Raw genomic sequence first — 18,786 nt, 5'->3', positions numbered from 1 at the left:
CGGTCAGGGGTCTTCGAGGGGCTCGCCGCCGTCGGTGGGGGGTGCGAGGTGGTCGATGAACTGTTGGACGGCCGGCTCGGCGACCGTGACCTCGACGTGGAGGTCGCCGAGCTCGTCGGGGTTCCCGACGGCGAAGTTGACCGTGCCGTTGAACGCCGCCTGCTTTTTGAGGTCGAAGCTGAACCCGGCGTCCGTCTGGGAGGCCTGGAACTGTTCGCGCGCCGTGTCGAGGATGCGCTGGTCGAACAGCTGCTCGCGGAACGACGCCGTCGTGTCAGTCTCGGCGACCGCACGGTCGTCCTCGACGGTGACCGTGGCGTCGGGGAACAGCCGGAGGATGGCGTCGGCTACGCGGTCGTCGGGTTCGGTGGGGTAGACGGGCGCGGTCACGCGGACGGTCACGTCGGTGGTGTCAGTCATGGTTGTCGGGCACCTCAGTGTGGGGTGTGTCGGCGGCGAGCAGGTCTCGGACCGCGTCGTGGAACGCGTCGAGGCTGTCGGTGTTCTCGATGCGGACGTCGGCCAGGTCGATGGCGTCGTCCATTCCGAAGCCGCGTTCGCGGTCCTCGCGGGCGTCGAGGGGTTCGCCGTCGGTGTCGCCGGGTCGGTCGCGGTTCTCGATGCGGGCTTCGCGTAACTCTCGGGGGGCGGAGACGTGCACGAGCGTGAAGTCGTCGCCGAACGCGTCGCGGAACGTGGTCACTTCCACGTCCGAGCGGATCCCGTCGACGAGGACCGTCGTGGCGTCGGTGAGGTGGTCCTCGATGATGGGGAGTGACTGGTGGGCGATCGCGCCCGGGCCGTGTTCGTCGCGGAGCGCTTGCGCGATGCGGCCGTGGTGTTGGGCGGGATCCAGGCCCTGGTCGCGACACTCCTGCCGGATCACGTCACCCATGACGAGCACGGGGATGCCGGCGTTGGCGGCCACCGTCGCGGCCTCGCTTTTCCCGGAGCCCGGCATGCCCACGGTCCCGATGACTCTCATTGGTAGACTGCAAGCGACCCCGCCACGTGTGTGCTTCGGTGTGGCTGCCGGGCGTGTGAGCCGTGGCTGTCATCCAGTCGATTTTTACGCCACCCGGTGGTACTGCCGGATGCGGGCGCGTAGCTCAGTCCGGACAGAGCGTTCGGCTTCTAACCGAAATGTCGGGGGTTCGAATCCCCTCGTGCCCGTGGCGTCGGCTGGCGGCGGGGCGTGGCACTGAGACCGAGCACCGCCAGCGGCGGTTACATGAGCTGCGTGACTTCCTGGAAGTCGGTGCGACAGAACGGGCAGCGATAGCTCGTTTCAAAGCCGGCGGTCTGTGCGACCGTCCGGGTTTCGAGTTCGTGCATCGCGATGGAGCGACCGCAGTCCGGACAATCGAGCTTAGGCACGGATAATTGATATATTCCCAAACATATTAAAATCAATGATGTCAAATGATACCATAGAACACGGCTATGGCAGTCGGCCACCGTGCAAGCCGGACGACATCGGAACCGGCCTCGGGGGACCGCCCGCTTACGCGTCGAAGCCGTCCTCGAAGACGAACGTCCCGTTGCGCTGGACGATCTCGCCGTCGACCTCGATGAACGAGTCCTCGCTCATGTCAACGATCATGTCGACGTGTTTCGCGGAGTCGTTTTGCTCGACGCCCTCGCCGACCGTCTCGGGGTACGCGCGCCCGAGGGCCATGTGGACGGTGTCGCCCATCTTCTCGTCGAAAAGCATGTTGTACGTGAACCGGTCGATGTCCCGGTTCATCCCGATCCCCAGCTCGCCCAGCCGCCGCGCGCCGTCGTCGGTGTCCAGGATGGCCGCGAGCACGTCCTCGTTTTGCTCGGCGCTGAACGACACGACTTCGCCGTCCTCGAAGGTCAGCGCTGCGCCCTGGATCTCGCGGGCCTGATGGTACACCGGCTTGTCGAAGACGACCTCCCCCTCCACGGAGTCCGGAACGGGTGCGGTGAACACCTCGCCGGCGGGCAGGTTGTTCGACCCGCAGTCGTTCAGCGTCGTCATGTCCGCGACGCTCATCGTGACGTCGGTGGTGTCCCCGGAGACGATGCGGACTTCCTCGGCGGGGTTCAGGATGTCCACCATCTGCTGTTGGTGGTCCTCGACGGCGTCCCAGTCTTTGTTCACGGCGTCGTAGACGAAGTCCTCGTAGGCGGCCGTCGACATGCCCGCGAGTTGGGCGTCGGCCGGGGCGGGGTACTGGGTGAGACACCACTTCGTCGACAGCCGGGCGTTGAGCACGTCGCGGTGGGCTTCCGCGAACGCCGCCCCCAGCTCCGTGGAGACGTCGCTCTGCTCGGTGACGTTGCGGTGTGGTCGGCCCACGACGGCGGCGTCGGCGTGCTCGTAGAGCTGCAGGAGGTGTTCGGGCGTGGAGAGGTCCTCGGCGTCGATCGCCTGGAGGTACGCGCGCGCCGCGCGGTCCGTGCCGATACCGCGGTCACCACGGGCGAGCATCACGGGGTTCGCGCCGACTTCACCGATCTTCTCGTAGAGGGCGACGCGGAGGTCCTCGGCGACCGGCGGCAGGCTCACCACGACGTTCTCGTCGGGCTGCAGGTCGATGCATCGGTCGACGATGACCGCTGCGTGCTGGCGGATGCGTGAATCCATGCTGTCACGTGGTCGGAACTGCCTGTTGGATGTTTCGGAACGTAACTGGCAGGATGACTTTTCCCCCTGGGGGTGGATGTCCCGATATGATCGATCTTCGCAGCGACACGGTCGCCACGCCGACCGAGGCGATGCGGGAGGCGGCGGCCCAGGCGCCGGTCGAGCACGGCGAGCACGGCGACGACCCGGCTGTGGCAGCGGTGGAGGCGACGGCGGCGGACGCCGTGGGCATGGCGGCGGCCGTGTTCGTGCCGAGCCGGACGATGGCCAACCAGATCGGGGCGCAGGTACACACCGCCCGCGGGCAGAGCGTGCTCGTCGAGCGGGCCAGCCACAGCTACAGGCGGGGGAGTGGCGGGCTGGCACAACACGCTGGGGTGCAGGCGCGCGCGTTCGACGGCGGCGAAACCGGCTGTCCGACCGCGGAGCAGGTGGCCGCCGAGATCACGGCGGGGGGTGGGCACCGGCCGGAGGTCGGGCTGGCGTGCGTGGAGATCGCACACGGGGCGAACGGCGGGGTCGTGGCGCCCGTCGACGCGTTCGCGGCTGCCGTGGAGACCGCCCACGAGCACGACGTGCCGGTGCACGTCGACGGGACGCGGGTGTTCAGCGCTGCGACCGCGCTGGGCGTCGATGCGGCGACGCTGCTGTCGCCGGTGGATTCGGTGGCGGTGTGTCTGTCGACGGGGCTGGGCGCACCCATGGGGGCAGTGCTGGCGGGAAGCGAGTCGTTCGTGGCGTCGGCCCGACGCGTGCAGGAGATGTACGGGGGTGGGATGCAGCAGGCGGGCATGGTCGCGGCGGCGGGCGTGTGCGCCCTGGAGAACCGCCACCGAGTCCACGAGGACCACGAGAACGCGCGTCGATTGGCCGAGGACCTCGACGCGCTTCCGGGGGTGACGGCGGCCGAACCGGACACGAACATCGTGCTCGCGGACACCCGGGACGCGGACGTGACCGCCGCGGCGTTCCTGGCGGGCTGTGAGGAAGAGGGCGTGCTGGGGACGGCGGACGGCGAGTACACGGTCCGGTTCTGCACGCACCGCGACATCGGGGGCGCGGACATCGCGGCGGTGGTGTCGGCGGCGGGGGAGGTCGTCTAATCCCGGTTGCTGTTCTCGACGCCGTCGCGGAAACTGGCGACGGTGCGCCGGATGAACAGGAAGGTGAAGAACACGAACAGCAGGAGCGCAGCCGCGAAGACGTAGAAGACGGGTCCGAGCGAGGCCATGAGGGAGTGATGCATGGCGTGTGGCATAGTGGTTTCGGGTCGTCGGGAAGAATACACACGCAAGGTAACAAAACATTAATCATAGATTGGTGATACTGTTTCGTAATGACCGGGCTCCTCCCATCGGCGTCGGAGCCGTCGGCGTCCAGTGATGGCCCACGGGTTGTCGGGGTTGATTCCGACGATGCGGACCAGCTGCTGTCGGCGCTGGGGTCCGAGACGGCGCGGGACATCTACGCAGCCGTCCACGACACGCCATCGACGCCGTCGGAACTCGCCGCGGACATGGAGACCTCCCTGCAGAACATCCAGTACCATCTCGATCGCCTCGAAGGCGCGGCGTTGGTCCAGGAGTGTGACACGCGGTATTCCTCGAAGGGGCGGGAGATGAGCGTGTACGGGGCGCGCGACACGCCGGTGGTGTTGTTCGCGGGCAGCGAAGAGGACGGCGAGAGCGTTCGGGCGGCGCTGTCGGGGTTGTTCGGCGGGATCGGCGCGGTGAGTCTGGCGACCGTTGCGGTGCAACACGTCGGCGGTGGTGGTGCAAGCGGCGTACAGATCGGGACCGGTGCGGCGGCGCAGGCGGCTCCGGGAGCGGCCACGAGTTGGGACGCCGTGTGGACGCTGATGCAGGTGGCGCGGTATGGGCTCCGCGAGGCGGTGGTGGCCGGTGGTGGGCTGCTGGTTGTGGGGCTTGGTGTCGGTGCCGTGATCGCAAAGGCGAGGGCGGCCTGGTGAACCCACCCCGCGGCACTCGCCTTGAACCGCGTGTAGACGAGTGTGCGAGGCTAGTCGCGTGAGACGTGGGTCGAACGGATGGTGTCGCCGTCGCGGGTGGAGATCGCAATGCGGACGCCGTGGTCGGTTGGGTGGAGAGTCGCGTGTGCAGCCGGGGAGCCGCGTGGGTCGGCGTGGCTACCGGGGTTGAGGAGGACGGCTGTGGGCGTGGTGGTGAGCGTCGGGGTGTGGGTGTGGCCGGAGACGACGATGTCGGCGCCTCGTTCGCGGCCGAACAGCGACAGCGCCGTGTCGCCGCCGGGTTCGCGGTGGGTGAGCGCGATGCGGAGGCCGGCGGTGGTGATCGTGCGGGCCGGCGGGAGGCGGTCGCGGACGGCGGGGGAGTCGGCGTTGCCGTGGACGGCGTGGAGGCGGGTGGCGGCGTCGTGGAAGGCGTCCAGGGACGATTCGGTGGTGAAGTCGCCGGCGTGCACGACGGCGTCGGCGTCGGCGACTGCCTGACGGGCGTGGCCGGTGAGCGCGTGGTCGGTGTCGCTGTGTGTGTCCGCGAGGACGGCGATCATCGGTGTGGCGTAGTGTGTGGGGGCGTGTGAGCGTTGCGGCCGGTGGTGAGGCCCACTCGGCTGTGCGTGGTGTTTGGGTGGCCCCGAGTACGCCATCACAGAGAATAACAACGGGTATCGAAGAAATTTGTTTTTGGTACGCCAAACAAAATTTGGATGCAGCGGAAAGCTTTAAGTGGCAGGCGGTCCAACGTGTAATCGTTATGAGCACGCAAAAGAACGCGCGAGCGACCGCCGGTGAAGTCGAAGGGTCGGACGCACTGCGGATGGACGCCGACCGCGCCGAACAGTGTGTAGACGCCCTGAACGCCGATCTCGCGAACGTGTACGTCCTCTACCACCAGCTCAAGAAGCACCACTGGAACGTGGAGGGGGCGGAGTTCCGGGACCTGCACCTGTTCCTCGGTGAGGCCGCCGAGACGGCCGAGGAGGTCGCCGACGAGCTCGCCGAGCGCGTGCAAGCGCTTGGTGGCGTGCCCCACGCCAGCCCCGAGACACTGCAGGCCGAGGCGTCCGTCGACGTCGAGGACGAGGACGTCTACGACATCCGGACGTCGCTGGCGAACGACATGGCGATCTACGGGGACATCATCGAGGCCACCCGCGAACACACCGAGCTCGCGGAGAACCTCGGCGACCACGCGACGGCACACATGCTCCGTGAGGGGCTCATCGAGCTCGAAGACGACGCCCACCACATCGAGCACTACCTGGAGGACGACACGCTCGTCACGCAGGGCGCCCTGGAGTAAGCCGGCGAGAACCCACCACTGTTCTTTCGCGACTAGCGTTCGACGTCTACCGTGAGGTCCGTGGAGAGCCAGCCGTCGGCGTTGCCATCCTCGGTGAATACGGTTCGCTCCGGCGAAGATTGGAGGGCGGTGAGGCGGTCTTCGGTGTCGTCGTCAGCGTCCCGCGTAACTGGCATATCAGGCCCTATGCAGCGGTGCTATCATATGTGTTTTGGTCGGCCTAAAACAGGGCGTTTGTGGCGGTCGTCGCGCTGAGCCGGAGGTTTATACTGCAAGCCGTTCGTATTCCGGGACACCGTGGCCGCACGCAGAGACGACACCCCCGACTACATGCAGTTCTTCCCGAAGCCGTCGCCGTACGACAACCAGCGGGCCGCGATGGACGCGATCCGGGACGCGCTCGACGGCGGCACCAACGTGTTGTTCGAGGGGGCGTGCGGAACGGGCAAAACCCTTGCCGCGCTCGCGCCGGCGCTGTCGCACGCCCAGGCCGAGGACAAAACGGTCGTCATCACGACCAACGTCCACCAGCAGATGCGCCAGTTCGTGCGCGAGGCCCGCGAGATACACGCCACCGAACCCATCCGCGCGGTCGTGTTCAAGGGCAAGGGGTCGATGTGTCACATCGACGTGGACTACGAGGAGTGCCAGGTGCTGCGGGACAACACCCACGAGCTCGTGGACGCCACCCGGGACAAACGCCAGCTCGAAGAACGCCAGCGCGCTCTGCTCGACGAGGCACAGGACGGCGACACCGAGGCCGCCGACGCCCGGCAGGCCGTCATGGACGAGCTGGAAGCCGTCGAGTCGGAGTTGGCGGCCCTCCAGGACGGCAACGTCTGCGAGCGCTACCGCCAGAACCTCGTGGGGAACACCGACGAGTTCTACCAGTGGCTGTACGACGACGTCCGCACCCCGGAGGACATCTACGGCTACGCCGAGGAGGCGGGGTTCTGCGGGTACGAACTCCTCAAGGACGGCATCGAGGGCGTGGATCTGGCGGTCTGCAACTACCACCACCTGCTGGACCCGGGGATTCGGGCGCAGTTCTTCCGCTGGTTGGGCCGGGACCCCGAGGACGTGGTGGTGGTGTTCGACGAGGCGCACAACATCGAGGACGCCGCCCGCGACCACGCCGCCGAGACGCTCACCGAGCAGACCCTCGACAGCGCCCTGGACGAGCTCCAGGACACGAGCGATCAGCGGGCAGCGGCCGCCGAGCGCGTGCTCGGGGCGTTCCGGGATGCGCTCGTCGAGACCTACGAGGACGCGCTGCGTCCGGGCGGCGATGGACCGGCGGACACGAAGTCGGCGGTGGAGTCGAACTGGGTGGACGTGCCGGTCGCCAACGACGACCGCCGGGACGACCTGACGCTGGCGTTCCTCCAGTCGTACACCGGCCCGGGGATCACCGAGGACGTCACCGACGCCCTGGGGTTGGGGGAGTACCTGGACGGGGAGTACGAGGACGCGTATCGGAACGGCGACGCGACGACCCGCCGGGAGTGCCACGTGCTGGCCGCCGCCGAGTTCGTAGAGGCGTACGTCGAGCGCGGCGGCGAGTTCGGGCAGTATCCGACGGCGGCGGTGCGCCGCGACGACCGCACCGAGGCGGTGTACGGGCGGGCCGAGCGCTACACCTGCATCCCGCGGGAGGTGACCACCGACCTGTTCGACGCCGTGCACGCAAGCGTCCTGATGAGTGCGACGCTGCGGCCCTTCGACGTGATCGGCGACGTGTTGGGGTTGGACGACCCCGTGGAGTTGGCGTTCGGGCTGCAGTTCCCGGAGGACCGCCGCCGGACGTTCGCCGTCGACACCGAGCCGTTGTTCTCCTCGAACCGCGAGGACCGCGCGACCCAGCAGGCGGTCGCGGGCGCGCTCCGGGACGCCGCGGCGTACACGCCGGGCAGCTGTCTGTTTTTCTTCCCGAGTTACGCCGAGGCGAAGCGCTACCACGACCTGCTGGCGGACTGCGACGCCACGCGGTATCTGGACGAACCGGGGGTGGCGGCTGACGACCTCCGGGAGGCGTTCGTCGCCGACGGGGACGGCGCGCTGTTCACGTCGCTGTGGGGGACCCTGGCCGAGGGCGTGAGCTTCGACGGTGACGACGCGCGGACGGTCGCGGTCGTCGGCGTCCCGTACCCGCATCTGGACGCGCGGACCGAGGCCGTCCAGGACGCGTACGCCCAGGCGTTCGCGGACCGCGATGCCGACCAGGGACTTCGCAGCGACCGCCAGGACGCCGGCTGGCGGTACGCGGTGGAGATCCCGACCGTGCGGAAGACCCGCCAGGCGATGGGGCGCGTGATTCGGTCGCCGGAGGACTTCGGCGTGCGGATGTTGGTCGATCGGCGGTACACGGCGGCGAGCCGCACCGGGATGCAGAAGTATTCGGTGAACCCGACGTTCCCGCCGAGCGAGCGCGCGGAGATGGTGGACGTCGATCCGGAGAAGCTGCGGTTCTCGTTGTTGAACTTCTACGGCGATCTGGGGGCGTACGGTGGCGATCCGCCGAGTCCGTAGGCGGCGTTACGCCGGCAGCGAGACGGTGTCGACGGGTTCGCCGACGGTGGCGTCGTAGAGGGAGAGTTCGTCGATGGTCCAGGTGACGGGGCCGACCGCGCGGCCGTCGATGGCGTCGACGGCGCGCTGGCCGCGGAACCCGTCGGCGTCGCGGGCCAGCGTGACGTGGGGGTCGTAGTCGTCGCCACCCTCCATCACGGGAACGGGGTCGAAGGGGTCACAGAGGCGGTCGTGGAGGTGGTGGATGCCGGGGCTCTCGACGGCGAGGTAGACGACCGGACTGGAGCCGTTGGGCGGGTTCTGGAAGGTGTCGATCTCCGAGATGCGGGCTTGGGCGGCGGGCGCGCCTTGGAGGGCGTCCTGGGCGGTCTGCCACGCCGCCAGCGCTTCCTTGCGGGTGTCGGCGGGCACGCGCTTGACCAGCAGCGTCTGTTCGTGGCGCTGGCGGACGCGATCGAACTCGGTGAGCGCGGGCCGGAGGTCGGCCGCGATCTCGTTGACGGCGGGCGGAACCGGCGCGTTCACGCTGTACACGCCCGTCCGTCGGGCGTGGATCGTGAAAGCCCTGACGTTGTTCCTACAGTTCGTCGAGCAGCCAGAGGGCAACGGCGATGACGATCACGAGCGCGATGAGTGGGCGTGCGAGCCGGAGGGCGGCGGTGAGCGCGCCGAGGAGTGCATCGAGGACTTCGATCGCGAGCCAGACGACGACCAGCGCGAGGGCGATTTTCACCAGCGAGTCCGTGTCGAGCGCGCCGCGTGCGCGGGGCATGGGAGGGGTTGCGTGACGACGACTAAGAGCCTACCGACTTCCATGTGACTAGTTGCCAGGAAACGTTTAACTCGGTGGCTGCGTTTCTCGGAGGTAGATGACGCCGCCGGCTCCCACCAGCGTGCGGTCGTCGCTGTCCGCCGGGAGCGCCGCGGCTGGCGTGTCGCAGCGCCGACGACGACGGGGTCCCCGTGACCCCCTATAGCTAGCCCTGTTCTACCGTTCGTCGTCGACCGCACCGCCGTTCGACCACTGCGATACGCTACACACACAATGCCATCAGGAACCGTCGCGCTCGCCTTCTCGGGCGGGCTCGACACGACAGTCTGTGTCCCGCTGTTGAAAGAGGAGTACGGCTACGACGACGTGATCGGCGTCACCGTCGACGTCGGGCAGCCCGACGCCGAGTTCGCGGCGGCCCGGGAGACCGCCGCCGCGCTGGGCGTCGAGCACCACGTCGTCGACGCCACAGCCGAGTTCGCCGCGCTGTGTTTCGACGCCGTGCGTGCCAACGCGACCTACCAGGGGTATCCGCTCGGCACCGCGCTTGCCCGCCCGGTCATCGCCGACGCCATCCTGTCGGTGGCCGAAGCCGAGGGCTGTGCGGCGCTGGCCCACGGCTGCACGGGGAAGGGAAACGACCAGTTGCGCTTCGAGGCGGTGTGGCGTGCCAGCGACCACGAGGTGTGTGCGCCCGTCCGCGAGCTCGGGTTGACCCGCGAGTGGGAGATCGAGTACGCCGCCGAGCGCGACCTCCCGGTGGAGGCGGGCAACGAGGGCGAGTGGAGCATCGACACGAACCTCTGGAGTCGCAGCGTGGAGGGCGGCCACCTGGAGGAGCCCGACTACCAGCCGCCCGCGGACATCTACGCGTGGACCGACGCGCCGAGCGGTGAGACGGGCACCGTCGACATCACCTTCGAGGCCGGGGTGCCGGTGGCCGTCGACGGGACGGCGATGGAGCCGGTGGGGCTTATCGAGGCGCTGAACGACCGCGCGGGGAGCTACGGCGTCGGCCGCACGGACATGCTCGAAGACCGCATGCTGGGGTTGAAAGTCCGCGAGAACTACGAGCATCCGGCCGCGACCACGCTGCTGGCGGCCCACAAGGCCTTGGAGGGGCTCGTGTTGACGAAGGCCGAGCGGGATTTCACCGCGGCGGTGAGCCAGCAGTGGGCGCAAAAGGCCTACGAGGGGGTCGTCGAGCATCCGCTGATGGACGCGCTGAACGGGTATCTGGACGAAACCCAGTCGGCGGTCAGTGGCACGGTGACCATCGCCTTCGAGGGCGGGCGGGCGCGTCCGATCGCCCGCGAGAGCGAGCACGCGGTGTACTCCGCGGACGCGGCGTCGTTCAACACCGAGACCGTGGCGGGGATCGAGCAGGCCGACGCCACGGGGGTCGCGAAGTACCACGGCTTCCAGTCGCGGTTGGCGAACGCGGCGTTCGACGGCAACAAATGACCGGGGGCGGCGATCCGGTGGTGCGCCGCGACCGGTTCAGCGGCGGCCCCGCGCGCTCGTTCCTCTCGTCGATGGACGGCGACGGCCGCATCTTCGAGGCGGACCTCGCGGTGGACCGCGCACACGTCGTGATGCTCGCCGAGCAGGATATTATCGGCGACGAGGCGGCGGCGGCGATCCTGGGCGCGCTGGCCGACGTCGAGGCGGCGGGGTTCGACGCGCTGCCCCCGGGCGAGGACGTGCACGAGGCCATCGAGACGGCGGTCGTGGAGGCTGTCGGGCGTGACGGCGGGAAGCTACACACCGCGCGGTCGCGCAACGACGAGGTGGCGGCGTGCATCCGGTACCGGCTGCGCGCGGACCTGCTGGACGCCATCGAGGCCGTGGTGGCGCTGCGGAGTGCGCTGGCCGACGTCGCGGCGGCGGAGGCCGAGACGGTGATGCCGGGGTTCACGCACCTGCAGCCCGCACAGCCGACGACCGTCGCGCACTGGGCGCTCTCGTACGCGGGGACGCTCGCCCGCGACACCGGCCGGCTGTGCGACGCCTACGGGCGCACGAACGAGTCGCCGCTGGGCGCGGCGGCGTTCGCCGGCACCACCTTCGGCGTCGACCGCGAGCGCACGGCCGCCCTGCTGGGGTTCGACGGCGTCGTGGCGAACGCGGCCGACGCCGCCGCCAGCCGTGATTTCCTGCTGGAGGCGGTGAGCGCGCTGGCGTCGGTGGCGGTGACGTGTTCGGGGCTGGCCGCGGACGTGGTGTTCTTCGCGAACCGCGGGTTCGTCGAGGTGAGCGACGACTACGCGTCGACGTCGTCGATCATGCCCCAGAAGAAGAACCCGGACACCATGGAGTTGGTGCGCGCGACCGCGGGCGACGCGGTGGGCGCGCAGCAGGCCCTCGCGACGACGCTGCAGGGGCTGCCGCGGGCGTACAACCGCGACCTGCAGCGTGCGACCGGGCACGCGTGGACCGCCGTGGATGGCGTGACCAGCGCGGTCGAGGTGGCGGCGGGCGTGGTGGCGACCGCGGGCTGGCCCGCTGACGACCTCGAAGCCGCGGCGGGCGAGGGGTTTTCGACCGCGACCGGTGTGGCGGACGCGCTCGCGGCGGGGGGGCTGCCGTTCCGGACGGCCCACGAGGTCGTGGCGCTGGCGGCCGAGCGCGGCTGCGAGGGGGCGACCCTGGACGCGGTGGCGGCCGCGACCGAGGCGGTGACCGGGGAGCCGTTGTCCGCGGTCGTGGAGCCGGCGGCGGTGGCTGACGCGCTGGATCCCGTGGGGAGCGTCGCCGCCAGGGATTCGGCGGGCGGCCCGGCACCGGCGGCCGTCGAGGCCGCCGTGGCGGACGTGCGCGACGGGATCGACGCCGACGAGGCGGCGCTGGCGGCCGAACGGGCGTCGCTGGCGGACGCTGCGGACGCGCTGGCCGCGGAGGTGTCGGGGTATGTGTGAGTGGGGGTGGGGCGGATGACGGTCGTCGTGGCGCTCAGTGCGGCCGGCGATCCGGGAGTGGCGGCGGCCGATGTGGCGCATCTCGCGGCGAACGGCGAGGCGGTCGTGGTCGTGTGCGACGGGGCGGCGGCCGCGGAGGACGTGCTGGCGGCGTTCCGGGCGGTCGGCGTACCGGGCGTGGCGCTCGACGAGGCGGCCGTCCTGGCGGGGGACCGGGAGTGTGTGAGTGCGGCCGTGCTGGCCGAGGAGTGCGACGCCGGGTGCGTGCCCGTGGTGTCGGGAGACGTCGACCGCGCGGCGGCCGCCATCGCCGGGGCGTTGGACGCCTCGCTGGTGGTGGTGGCGGACGCCGACGGCGTGTCGGAGGCGGTGGTGGCGGCCGAGGCGGCGGTCGCAGGCGAGGTCGCGGAGGCGGTGGTGGTCGACGGGGGGCGGCGTGATCCGGTGGTGCGTGGGCTCAACGGACGGGCTGGCATCCGGGTCACGCCGTCGGTGGGCGGGTGAGCGCGGGCCGGATCCCAGTGGCTGCGTGCGGGGCTGAGGTTTTTGTTCCAGCGGCGGAAACCCCGGAGTATGGAGTTCGTTACGACCGAGACCGTGCCCGGGCGCGAGATCACGGAGTCGCTGGGCGTCGCGCGCGGGAACACGGTGAAAGCACGGAACGTCGGCCGGGACATCACGCAGAGCATCCGGAACATCACCGGCGGCGAGTTGAAGGCGTACTCGGAGCTGTTGACCGACGCCCGCGACGACGCGCTGGATCGGATGGCCGAGGACGCGCGGTCGATGGGCGCTGACGCGGTTGTGAACGTGCGCTTGGAGAGTTCGGAGATCGCGAACGGCGGCTCGGAGGTCATCGCGTACGGCACCGCCGTGACGCTGGCCTGAGGGCGGGTGCCGTGTCGCCGTCGGGGACAACTTCTTGTGCCATGAGAACGACCATCAAGACGTATCGCAATGCAACCGTGCCACAACTGTCAGTCGGTCATCGACGAGTACACCCTCGACAAACAACTCGACGGGCTGCGCGAGCTGACAGTCGACGATTTCAACCTCTGTGCGGACTGCGTGACCGTCGTCGACGACGCGTGTGTGACGTGTGGCGGCGCGGTCTACGTCCCCGAGAGCGCCACGAAACCCCCGCATTACTGTCCGGCGTGTCGGGCTGACCTGCTGGCCGGCGGCCACGACCCCGGCTGGCGCAGCGACGTGGTGTCGGACTGACCCCCGGAGGTCGGTGGCAATACTCACACCACCCGCCTGGTATTTGTGGGTCGCCCACGGAGACCGAGCCATGACTGACCTCTCGCTGGCGGGCGAGACGCCGGCGTGCGCGACCGACGGCGTCTGGCTGGCGTGCGTGGAGTGTGGTGGGACGCTGGCACCGTTCGCGGACGTGGTGTACCGGTGCCCGGAGTGCAGCGGCCTGCTGGAGGCGCGGTACGCCGACTACCCGGGATTCGAGGCGTTCAGTGGGCGCGGGGTCTGGCGGTACGCCGACGCGCTCCCGGTCGACGCGGGCGTCTCCGTCCAGGAGGGCGACACGCCGCTGTACGAGGCACCCGACGTCGCCGCGGCGGCCGGCGTGGCCGACATCCGCGTGAAACACGAGGGGATGAACCCGACGGGGAGCTTCAAGGACCGCGGGATGACCGTGGGCGTCCGGGTCGCCGAGCGCCTCGGCGTCGACCGGCTGGCGTGCGCGTCGACGGGGAACACGTCGGCGGCGCTGGCGGCGTACGGCGGGCGCGCCGACACTCCCGTGTTGGTGTTGCTCCCGGCGGGCAAGGTGGCGGCGGGGAAGATCGCGCAGGCGGCGCTGCACGGCGCGCGCATCTGCGAGGTCGACGGCAACTTCGACGACTGCCTGGACGTGGTCGCCGAACTCGCCGCCCGCGGGGAGGCGTACCTCCTGAACAGCCTGAACCCGTTCCGCCTGGAGGGCCAGAAGACCATCGCGTTCGAGATCCTTGAGCAGTCCCGGACGGCCACCGGCGAGTGGCCCGACCGCATCGTGCTCCCGGTGGGGAACGCCGGGAACACGGCGGCCCTCTACAAGGCGTTCCGCGAACTCGTCGCGGCGGGCGCGATGACCGACGACGAGATGCCGGCGCTCACCGGCGTGCAGGCCGCGGGGGCGGCACCGATGGTCGAAGCCGTCGAGGCGGGCCGCGGGCGCACCGAGCGCTGGACGGACGTCGAGACGCGCGCGACCGCCATCCGCATTGGAAACCCGGTGAACGCGCCGAAAGCGCTGCCGGGCGTCTACGAGACGGGTGGCACCGCCGTCGCCGTCTCCGACGACCGCATCACGGACGCCCAGCGCATGCTCGCCGGCGACGGCATCGGGGTGGAGCCGGCGTCGGCGGCCAGCGTCGCGGGCCTGCTGGCGCTCCGCGAGCGCGGCGAAATCAGCGCCGACGAGCGCGTGGTCTGTCTGACCACCGGCCACCTGCTGAAAGACCCGGCCGCCGCGGCCGCCGCCGGGGGCGACACCACGCCGGTGCCGGCGGACGCCGACGGCGTCCTCGACGCGCTCTGAGCGTCAGGTGACGCGCGCGATGATCACGGCGGCCACGACCAGCGCGCCGACCAGCCCCCAGAACGCGATCTCGTAGTTGGCGGCGGTCGACACGGCGCCGACGTACGTCGGGCCGAGCGCGCCCAGCCCGATGTAGACGGTGCGCATCGCGCCGAGGTCGCCGCCGGCGGACTCCGGGGGGAACGCGTCCATCAGATACGACTGCATCACCGGCGGGAACGCCAGCAGCCCCGCCGCAAACACCACCACCGCACCGACGGCGGCCACGGGGGACGGCACCACCACGACCGCGGAGAGCGCGGCCGCGCCCAACACGAGCGCGCCGACGGCGAGCGCGCGCCGGGAGATCGTGTCCGAGAGCGTGCCCGCGGTGGGTTTGGCGATGGCGCCGACGGCGAACAGCGCGCCGAAGGCGACGGTGCCGACCACCGGCGCGAACTCCTTGCCGTCGGTGAAAAACGTCGGCAGGAACGCGGCGATGGCCTGCCAGGTGAACGCGTACAGCGTGTACGCCACCAGGATCCACCGGAACTGGGTCCCCGAGAGGAGGCGGGCGGCGGTGTCGCGGACGGCAAGCGACCGGCGCTCGAAGACGTACGATTCGCGGCTCCAGACGTGCAACGCGATGGCGACGGCGGCGGTGAGACCGACGATGGGGACGAACGCGTACCGCCAGCTGAGGAGCGCGAGCGCGACCGCGGCGATGCCGGCGGCCGACATCCCGCCGAGATCCCCGGAGGCGGTGTGCAGGCCGAACGCCCGGCCCTGCTTGGTCGAGTAGAGGTCCGCAACGAGCGCGCGGGCGGCGGTGGGGTAGAGCCCTGCACCGGTGCCGACGATGGCCGCCCCCACCAGCAACGCGGCGTACGAGCGCGCGGTTGCGAGGACGACGAACCCGCCCGACGCCATCCCGAGCCCGGTGACCAGCAGCGTCTTCCGCGAGAGGGCGTCGGAGAGGCGGCCGCTCGGGTACTGCAACAGCGCGTACAACCCCCACAGCGTCGTGAACGCGAACCCGGCCTTGGTGTTGGTGATGTGGATGTCCGCGGTGAGCGCCGACAGCATCGGCGACAGGACGAGGCGGCCGGCCTGAATCGCGAACCAGCCGGTGGAGATGGCGACCAGCAGCCGCCCGGCGTATCCACGAACGAGGCCGTCGTCGCTGGGAGATGTCACTGTTGTCGTGGAGGACTGGCGGGCATTTGAGGGCGCTGAAATCGGCAGGATTCAACCCCCCGGCAGTCGGCTACTCGTCGTGTTCGCCCGCCAGGGCGGCCTCACGGAGTTCCCGGCAGCGCTCGCTGCCCACGTCGAGGTCCGGGACTGCGGTCGGCTGCATGTCGTCGTCGACGGCCACGAACACGAAGTAGGAGTCAGTGGTCGGTTCGGTCTCGCCGCTTCGCGGGTCCTCGCGGAACGCCCGCAGCCGCACCTTGATGCTGGTGTGGCCGGTGTCGTAGGCGTACGCCTGGATGACGCAGATGTCGCCCTGTGGGACGGGGCGCTCGAAGTCGAGGCTGTTGATGCGGGCGGTGACACACGTCTTGCCGGCGTGGCGCATCGCCGCCATCGCGCCGATCTCGTCCATCCACTTGACGACGTTGCCCCCGTGGGCGGAGGCGTAGTTGTTGGTGTCGTCGGGCTGGACGCGCTCGCGGTTCTCCATGAACGTGTCGCTGATCGAACCCATACCACACGGAGGGCGGCCAGCCGGAAAACGGCTGGCGTGGGCCGTCGGCGGCCCGAGTGGGCTACTCGCCGTTCAGTTCGATGCTGGTGACGTCGACGATGCGGTCGTCGCCGGCGAGTTCGTCGAGGGCGCGCGCGGGCACGTCGGCGTCGAGGTTGTAGACGGTGAGCGCCTCCCCGCCGCGGGCTTCGCGGGCGTTGAACATGCCCGCGATGTTCACCTCGGCGGTGCCCAGGACGCCGCCGATGAACCCGATGACGCCGGGCGTGTCGTGGTTGCGCGCGACGAGCATGTGGCCGTTCGGGGCGGCCTCGACGCGGAACCCGTCGATCTCCACGAGCCGGGGGTCGTCGCCGGCGAACAGCGTGCCCGAGACGGTGAGTTCCGCGTCGCCGTTGCCCACCGTGACCGAGACCAGGCTCTGGTAGGCCTCGCTGCGGTGGTTTTTCGTCTCCGTCACGGCGATGCCGCGCTCCTCGGCCACCCGGGGGGCGTTGACCGCGTTGACCTGCCACTCCAGGCCGGCGAACGCGCCCTGTTGGGCGGCCGCCGTGACGAGCGCGACGTCCTCGTCGGCGACCTCGCCCTGGTACGTGACGTCGACGCGCTCGATGCGGGGGTCGAACAGCGCCGCGGCGACGGTGCCGGCGGTCTCCGCGAGGTCGACGAACGGGCGGATGCGGTCGAACGCCGACCGCTCGGCGCTGGGCGCGTTCAGCGCGTTCACCACCGGGTCGCCGGCGAGCGCGGCGACGACCTGGTCGGCGGTGTCGGTGGCGACGTTCTCCTGGGCGGCCTTCGTGGACGCGCCCAGGTGTGGCGTGGTGATGATGCTGTCGGCGTCGTGGAGCGGGGACGCCGGCGGGAGCGGCTCCGTGCGGAACACGTCGAGGGCGGCCCCCGCGATGACGCCGTCCTGGGCGGCGTCGGCCAGCGCGTCCTCGTCGACGACGCCGCCGCGGGCGACGTTGATGACGTAGCCGCCGTCCATCCGGGCGAGCTCGGCCTCACCGATGAGGCCGTCGGTCTCGTCGGTGAGTGGGACGTGGATCGTGAGGAAATCCGCGCGCGCGACGCAGGTCTCGATGTCGACCAGCTCCGCGCCGAGCTGTGCCGCCCGGTCCTCGCCGATGTAGGGGTCGTAGGCGACCAGGTCCATGCCGAGGCTGTCGAGGCGCGTGGCGACCTCCTGGCCGACGCGTCCGAGGCCGACGACGCCGAGCGTCTTGCCGGAGAGTTCGGTGCCGAGGTAGTCGTCTTTCGCCCACGACCCGGCGTCGAGGCGGGCGTGGGCCTGCGGGATCGAGCGCGCGGCCGCGAACGCCAGCGCGACGGTGTGCTCGGCGGCGGCGCGGACGTTCCCCGCGGGGGCGTTGGCGACCATGACGCCGTGGTCGGTGGCGGCGTCGATGTCGATGTTGTCGACGCCGATGCCGGCACGGGCGACGATGACGAGGTCGGGGGCGGCCTCGAAGACGGCGTCGGTGACAGCGGTGCCGGATCGCACGATCAGCGCGTGGGCGTCGCTCACGGCGTCTAAGAGCGCGTCGCCCGTGGCGTCGTAGGCGGTTGTGACCTCGTGGCCGGCGTCCCGGAGCCGGTCGAGGCCGGCGTCCGCGATGGGGTCGGTGACGAGAACTCGCATGTGAGTGGGTCAGCGCGCGCGCCGATAAGCGTTTCCGCATGTGTGTGGGGCGCTACCGGAGCCCGCACCCGAGAGTGATGCACGATGCTGTGTTGGTCGGCGCTGAAATACTGCCGGATGTGGGGTGTTTATGCTGGCCGCAGGGCAACTCCGGGCATGACACTGGTGGCGTTCGACTTCGACGGCACGCTGGCCGAGTCGGAGATGCTCGACCGGATCGCGGCGCGCGCGGGCGTCGGCGACGAGGTGGCTGCCATCACCGAGCGCGCGATGCGCGGGGAGCTGTCGTACGCCGACAGCCTCCGGGAGCGCGCCCAGTTGGTCGCGGGGCTGCCCGAGTCGGCGGCCGCCGCTGTCTACGACGGCGTCCGCCTGCGTGACGGCGCGGGCGATCTGGTGGCGAAGCTCCGCGATGGGGGTGTTCGGGTCGTGGTGTTGACCGGCGGCTTCAAGCCGGGCGTGGCCGCGGCGTTCGACGCCGCCGGCGTGGCCGCCGACAGCGTGGTCGGGAATCGCCTCGTGGCCGCCGACGGCGAGCTCACCGGCGCGGTCGAGGGCCCCCTGGTCGAGGGCACGAAAGACGACGCGCTCCGGGACGCCTGCGAGGCGGCTGGGACCACGCCCGCGGCCGCGGTGGCCGTGGGTGACGGCGCAAACGACGTGCCGATGCTGGACGCCGCGGGCACCGCGATCGGGGTCGACCCGAAGCCGGGGGTCGACGCCCACTGCGATCACACCGTCTCGTCGATGGACGCGCTCGGGCGCGTGCTCGACGACCACGGCATCGCGTGA

Annotated in this window: 23 protein-coding genes and 1 tRNA gene; 12 read left to right on the top strand and 12 right to left on the bottom strand. The window is 70.4% G+C overall.

Annotated elements, in window-relative coordinates:
• Positions 1-3: 3 nt before the first annotated feature.
• Positions 4-420, bottom strand: coding sequence for an RNA-binding domain-containing protein (locus ACOZ32_RS03920; RefSeq protein WP_010903834.1), 417 nt, complete (start codon positions 418-420; stop codon positions 4-6).
• Complete coding sequence (locus ACOZ32_RS03915; RefSeq protein WP_424334955.1) at positions 413-985, bottom strand: AAA family ATPase; 573 nt, start codon at positions 983-985, stop codon at positions 413-415. The genes ACOZ32_RS03920 and ACOZ32_RS03915 overlap by 8 nt, the downstream gene beginning before the upstream one ends.
• 113 nt (positions 986-1,098) lie before the next feature.
• On the opposite strand from ACOZ32_RS03915, the gene ACOZ32_RS03910 reads away from it, so the two are divergent.
• Positions 1,099-1,173: transfer RNA gene (locus ACOZ32_RS03910), tRNA-Arg, on the top strand.
• Positions 1,174-1,227: 54 nt separating this feature from the next.
• On the opposite strand, the gene ACOZ32_RS03905 is transcribed toward ACOZ32_RS03910, so the two are convergent.
• A complete protein-coding gene (locus tag ACOZ32_RS03905) occupies positions 1,228-1,377 on the bottom strand; it encodes a hypothetical protein (protein ID WP_157849923.1) in 150 nt (49 codons plus the stop codon).
• Positions 1,378-1,504: 127 nt separating this feature from the next.
• Positions 1,505-2,614 carry an aminopeptidase gene (locus ACOZ32_RS03900; RefSeq protein ID WP_010903831.1) on the bottom strand — a complete coding sequence of 370 codons (1,110 nt, stop codon included), beginning with the start codon at positions 2,612-2,614 and terminating at the stop codon, positions 1,505-1,507.
• Between the two features lie 86 nt (positions 2,615-2,700).
• Between ACOZ32_RS03900 and ACOZ32_RS03895 the strand changes: the two genes are divergently transcribed.
• Entirely contained in the window at positions 2,701-3,717 is a 1,017-nt protein-coding gene (locus tag ACOZ32_RS03895) for a low specificity L-threonine aldolase (RefSeq protein WP_012289509.1), read from the top strand.
• On the opposite strand, the gene ACOZ32_RS03890 is transcribed toward ACOZ32_RS03895, so the two are convergent.
• Positions 3,714-3,845, bottom strand: a complete 132-nt coding sequence (locus tag ACOZ32_RS03890; protein WP_260173106.1) for a hypothetical protein — start codon at positions 3,843-3,845, stop codon at positions 3,714-3,716. The genes ACOZ32_RS03895 and ACOZ32_RS03890 overlap by 4 nt on opposite strands.
• A 105-nt stretch (positions 3,846-3,950) precedes the next feature.
• On the opposite strand from ACOZ32_RS03890, the gene ACOZ32_RS03885 reads away from it, so the two are divergent.
• Positions 3,951-4,583 (top strand): ArsR/SmtB family transcription factor, encoded by a 633-nt coding sequence (locus ACOZ32_RS03885; RefSeq protein ID WP_010903828.1) that lies wholly within the window; start codon positions 3,951-3,953, stop codon positions 4,581-4,583.
• 50 nt (positions 4,584-4,633) lie between these two features.
• On the opposite strand, the gene ACOZ32_RS03880 is transcribed toward ACOZ32_RS03885, so the two are convergent.
• The gene (locus tag ACOZ32_RS03880; protein ID WP_012289508.1) at positions 4,634-5,146 is read right to left on the bottom strand and encodes a metallophosphoesterase; all 513 of its coding nucleotides are present in this window, start codon (positions 5,144-5,146) and stop codon (positions 4,634-4,636) included.
• Positions 5,147-5,349: 203 nt separating this feature from the next.
• Between ACOZ32_RS03880 and dpsA the strand changes: the two genes are divergently transcribed.
• On the top strand, positions 5,350-5,898 hold the full coding sequence (gene dpsA, locus ACOZ32_RS03875; RefSeq protein ID WP_010903826.1) for a DNA starvation/stationary phase protection protein DpsA: 549 nt from the start codon (positions 5,350-5,352) through the stop codon (positions 5,896-5,898).
• Between the two features lie 32 nt (positions 5,899-5,930).
• Here the strand turns inward: dpsA and ACOZ32_RS03870 are convergent, their stop codons facing one another.
• Positions 5,931-6,074, bottom strand: a complete 144-nt coding sequence (locus tag ACOZ32_RS03870) for a hypothetical protein (RefSeq protein ID WP_010903825.1) — start codon at positions 6,072-6,074, stop codon at positions 5,931-5,933.
• A gap of 154 nt (positions 6,075-6,228) precedes the next feature.
• Here ACOZ32_RS03870 and ACOZ32_RS03865 point away from each other — a divergent pair, with 154 nt between their 5' ends.
• On the top strand, positions 6,229-8,427 hold the full coding sequence (locus ACOZ32_RS03865) for an ATP-dependent DNA helicase (protein WP_205251917.1): 2,199 nt from the start codon (positions 6,229-6,231) through the stop codon (positions 8,425-8,427).
• Between the two features lie 6 nt (positions 8,428-8,433).
• On the opposite strand, the gene ACOZ32_RS03860 is transcribed toward ACOZ32_RS03865, so the two are convergent.
• Both ACOZ32_RS03860 and ACOZ32_RS03855 read right to left on the bottom strand, forming a co-directional pair.
• Complete coding sequence (locus ACOZ32_RS03860) at positions 8,434-8,961, bottom strand: 2'-5' RNA ligase family protein (protein WP_136360920.1); 528 nt, start codon at positions 8,959-8,961, stop codon at positions 8,434-8,436.
• Positions 8,962-9,004: 43 nt separating this feature from the next.
• Positions 9,005-9,199 (bottom strand): DUF7554 family protein, encoded by a 195-nt coding sequence (locus ACOZ32_RS03855; RefSeq protein ID WP_205251260.1) that lies wholly within the window; start codon positions 9,197-9,199, stop codon positions 9,005-9,007.
• Positions 9,200-9,472: 273 nt separating this feature from the next.
• Here ACOZ32_RS03855 and ACOZ32_RS03850 point away from each other — a divergent pair, with 273 nt between their 5' ends.
• From ACOZ32_RS03850 to thrC, 6 genes are all read left to right on the top strand, one after another.
• The gene (locus ACOZ32_RS03850) at positions 9,473-10,663 is read left to right on the top strand and encodes an argininosuccinate synthase (RefSeq protein ID WP_205251259.1); all 1,191 of its coding nucleotides are present in this window, start codon (positions 9,473-9,475) and stop codon (positions 10,661-10,663) included.
• Entirely contained in the window at positions 10,660-12,117 is a 1,458-nt protein-coding gene (gene argH / locus ACOZ32_RS03845; RefSeq protein ID WP_424334954.1) for an argininosuccinate lyase, read from the top strand. The genes ACOZ32_RS03850 and argH overlap by 4 nt, the downstream gene beginning before the upstream one ends.
• Before the next feature lie 15 nt (positions 12,118-12,132).
• A complete protein-coding gene (locus ACOZ32_RS03840) occupies positions 12,133-12,621 on the top strand; it encodes a hypothetical protein (RefSeq protein ID WP_010903819.1) in 489 nt (162 codons plus the stop codon).
• Positions 12,622-12,690: 69 nt separating this feature from the next.
• Positions 12,691-13,005, top strand: coding sequence for a YbjQ family protein (locus tag ACOZ32_RS03835; protein ID WP_010903818.1), 315 nt, complete (start codon positions 12,691-12,693; stop codon positions 13,003-13,005).
• 69 nt (positions 13,006-13,074) lie between these two features.
• Positions 13,075-13,341: a DUF7571 family protein gene (locus tag ACOZ32_RS03830; RefSeq protein WP_136360916.1), complete on the top strand. Its 267-nt coding sequence runs from the start codon at positions 13,075-13,077 to the stop codon at positions 13,339-13,341.
• Between the two features lie 70 nt (positions 13,342-13,411).
• Complete coding sequence (gene thrC, locus ACOZ32_RS03825; RefSeq protein ID WP_424334953.1) at positions 13,412-14,659, top strand: threonine synthase; 1,248 nt, start codon at positions 13,412-13,414, stop codon at positions 14,657-14,659.
• A 3-nt stretch (positions 14,660-14,662) separates the two neighbouring features.
• Here thrC and ACOZ32_RS03820 read toward each other — a convergent pair whose 3' ends face one another.
• The 3 genes from ACOZ32_RS03820 to serA form a co-directional block, all read right to left on the bottom strand.
• The gene (locus tag ACOZ32_RS03820; protein ID WP_205251255.1) at positions 14,663-15,835 is read right to left on the bottom strand and encodes an MFS transporter; all 1,173 of its coding nucleotides are present in this window, start codon (positions 15,833-15,835) and stop codon (positions 14,663-14,665) included.
• 70 nt (positions 15,836-15,905) lie between these two features.
• Complete coding sequence (locus tag ACOZ32_RS03815; protein WP_010903814.1) at positions 15,906-16,349, bottom strand: acyl-CoA thioesterase; 444 nt, start codon at positions 16,347-16,349, stop codon at positions 15,906-15,908.
• A gap of 61 nt (positions 16,350-16,410) precedes the next feature.
• A complete protein-coding gene (gene serA / locus ACOZ32_RS03810; protein ID WP_285271454.1) occupies positions 16,411-17,994 on the bottom strand; it encodes a phosphoglycerate dehydrogenase in 1,584 nt (527 codons plus the stop codon).
• A 156-nt stretch (positions 17,995-18,150) separates the two neighbouring features.
• On the opposite strand from serA, the gene serB reads away from it, so the two are divergent.
• Complete coding sequence (gene serB, locus ACOZ32_RS03805) at positions 18,151-18,786, top strand: phosphoserine phosphatase SerB (RefSeq protein ID WP_244288998.1); 636 nt, start codon at positions 18,151-18,153, stop codon at positions 18,784-18,786.

This window comes from Halobacterium sp. MBLA0001 (assembly GCF_049705385.1).
GTDB lineage: Archaea > Halobacteriota > Halobacteria > Halobacteriales > Halobacteriaceae > Halobacterium > Halobacterium salinarum.
Note: the sequence above shows the minus strand (reverse complement) of the source record. Positions and strands in the feature narration are given on the sequence as shown.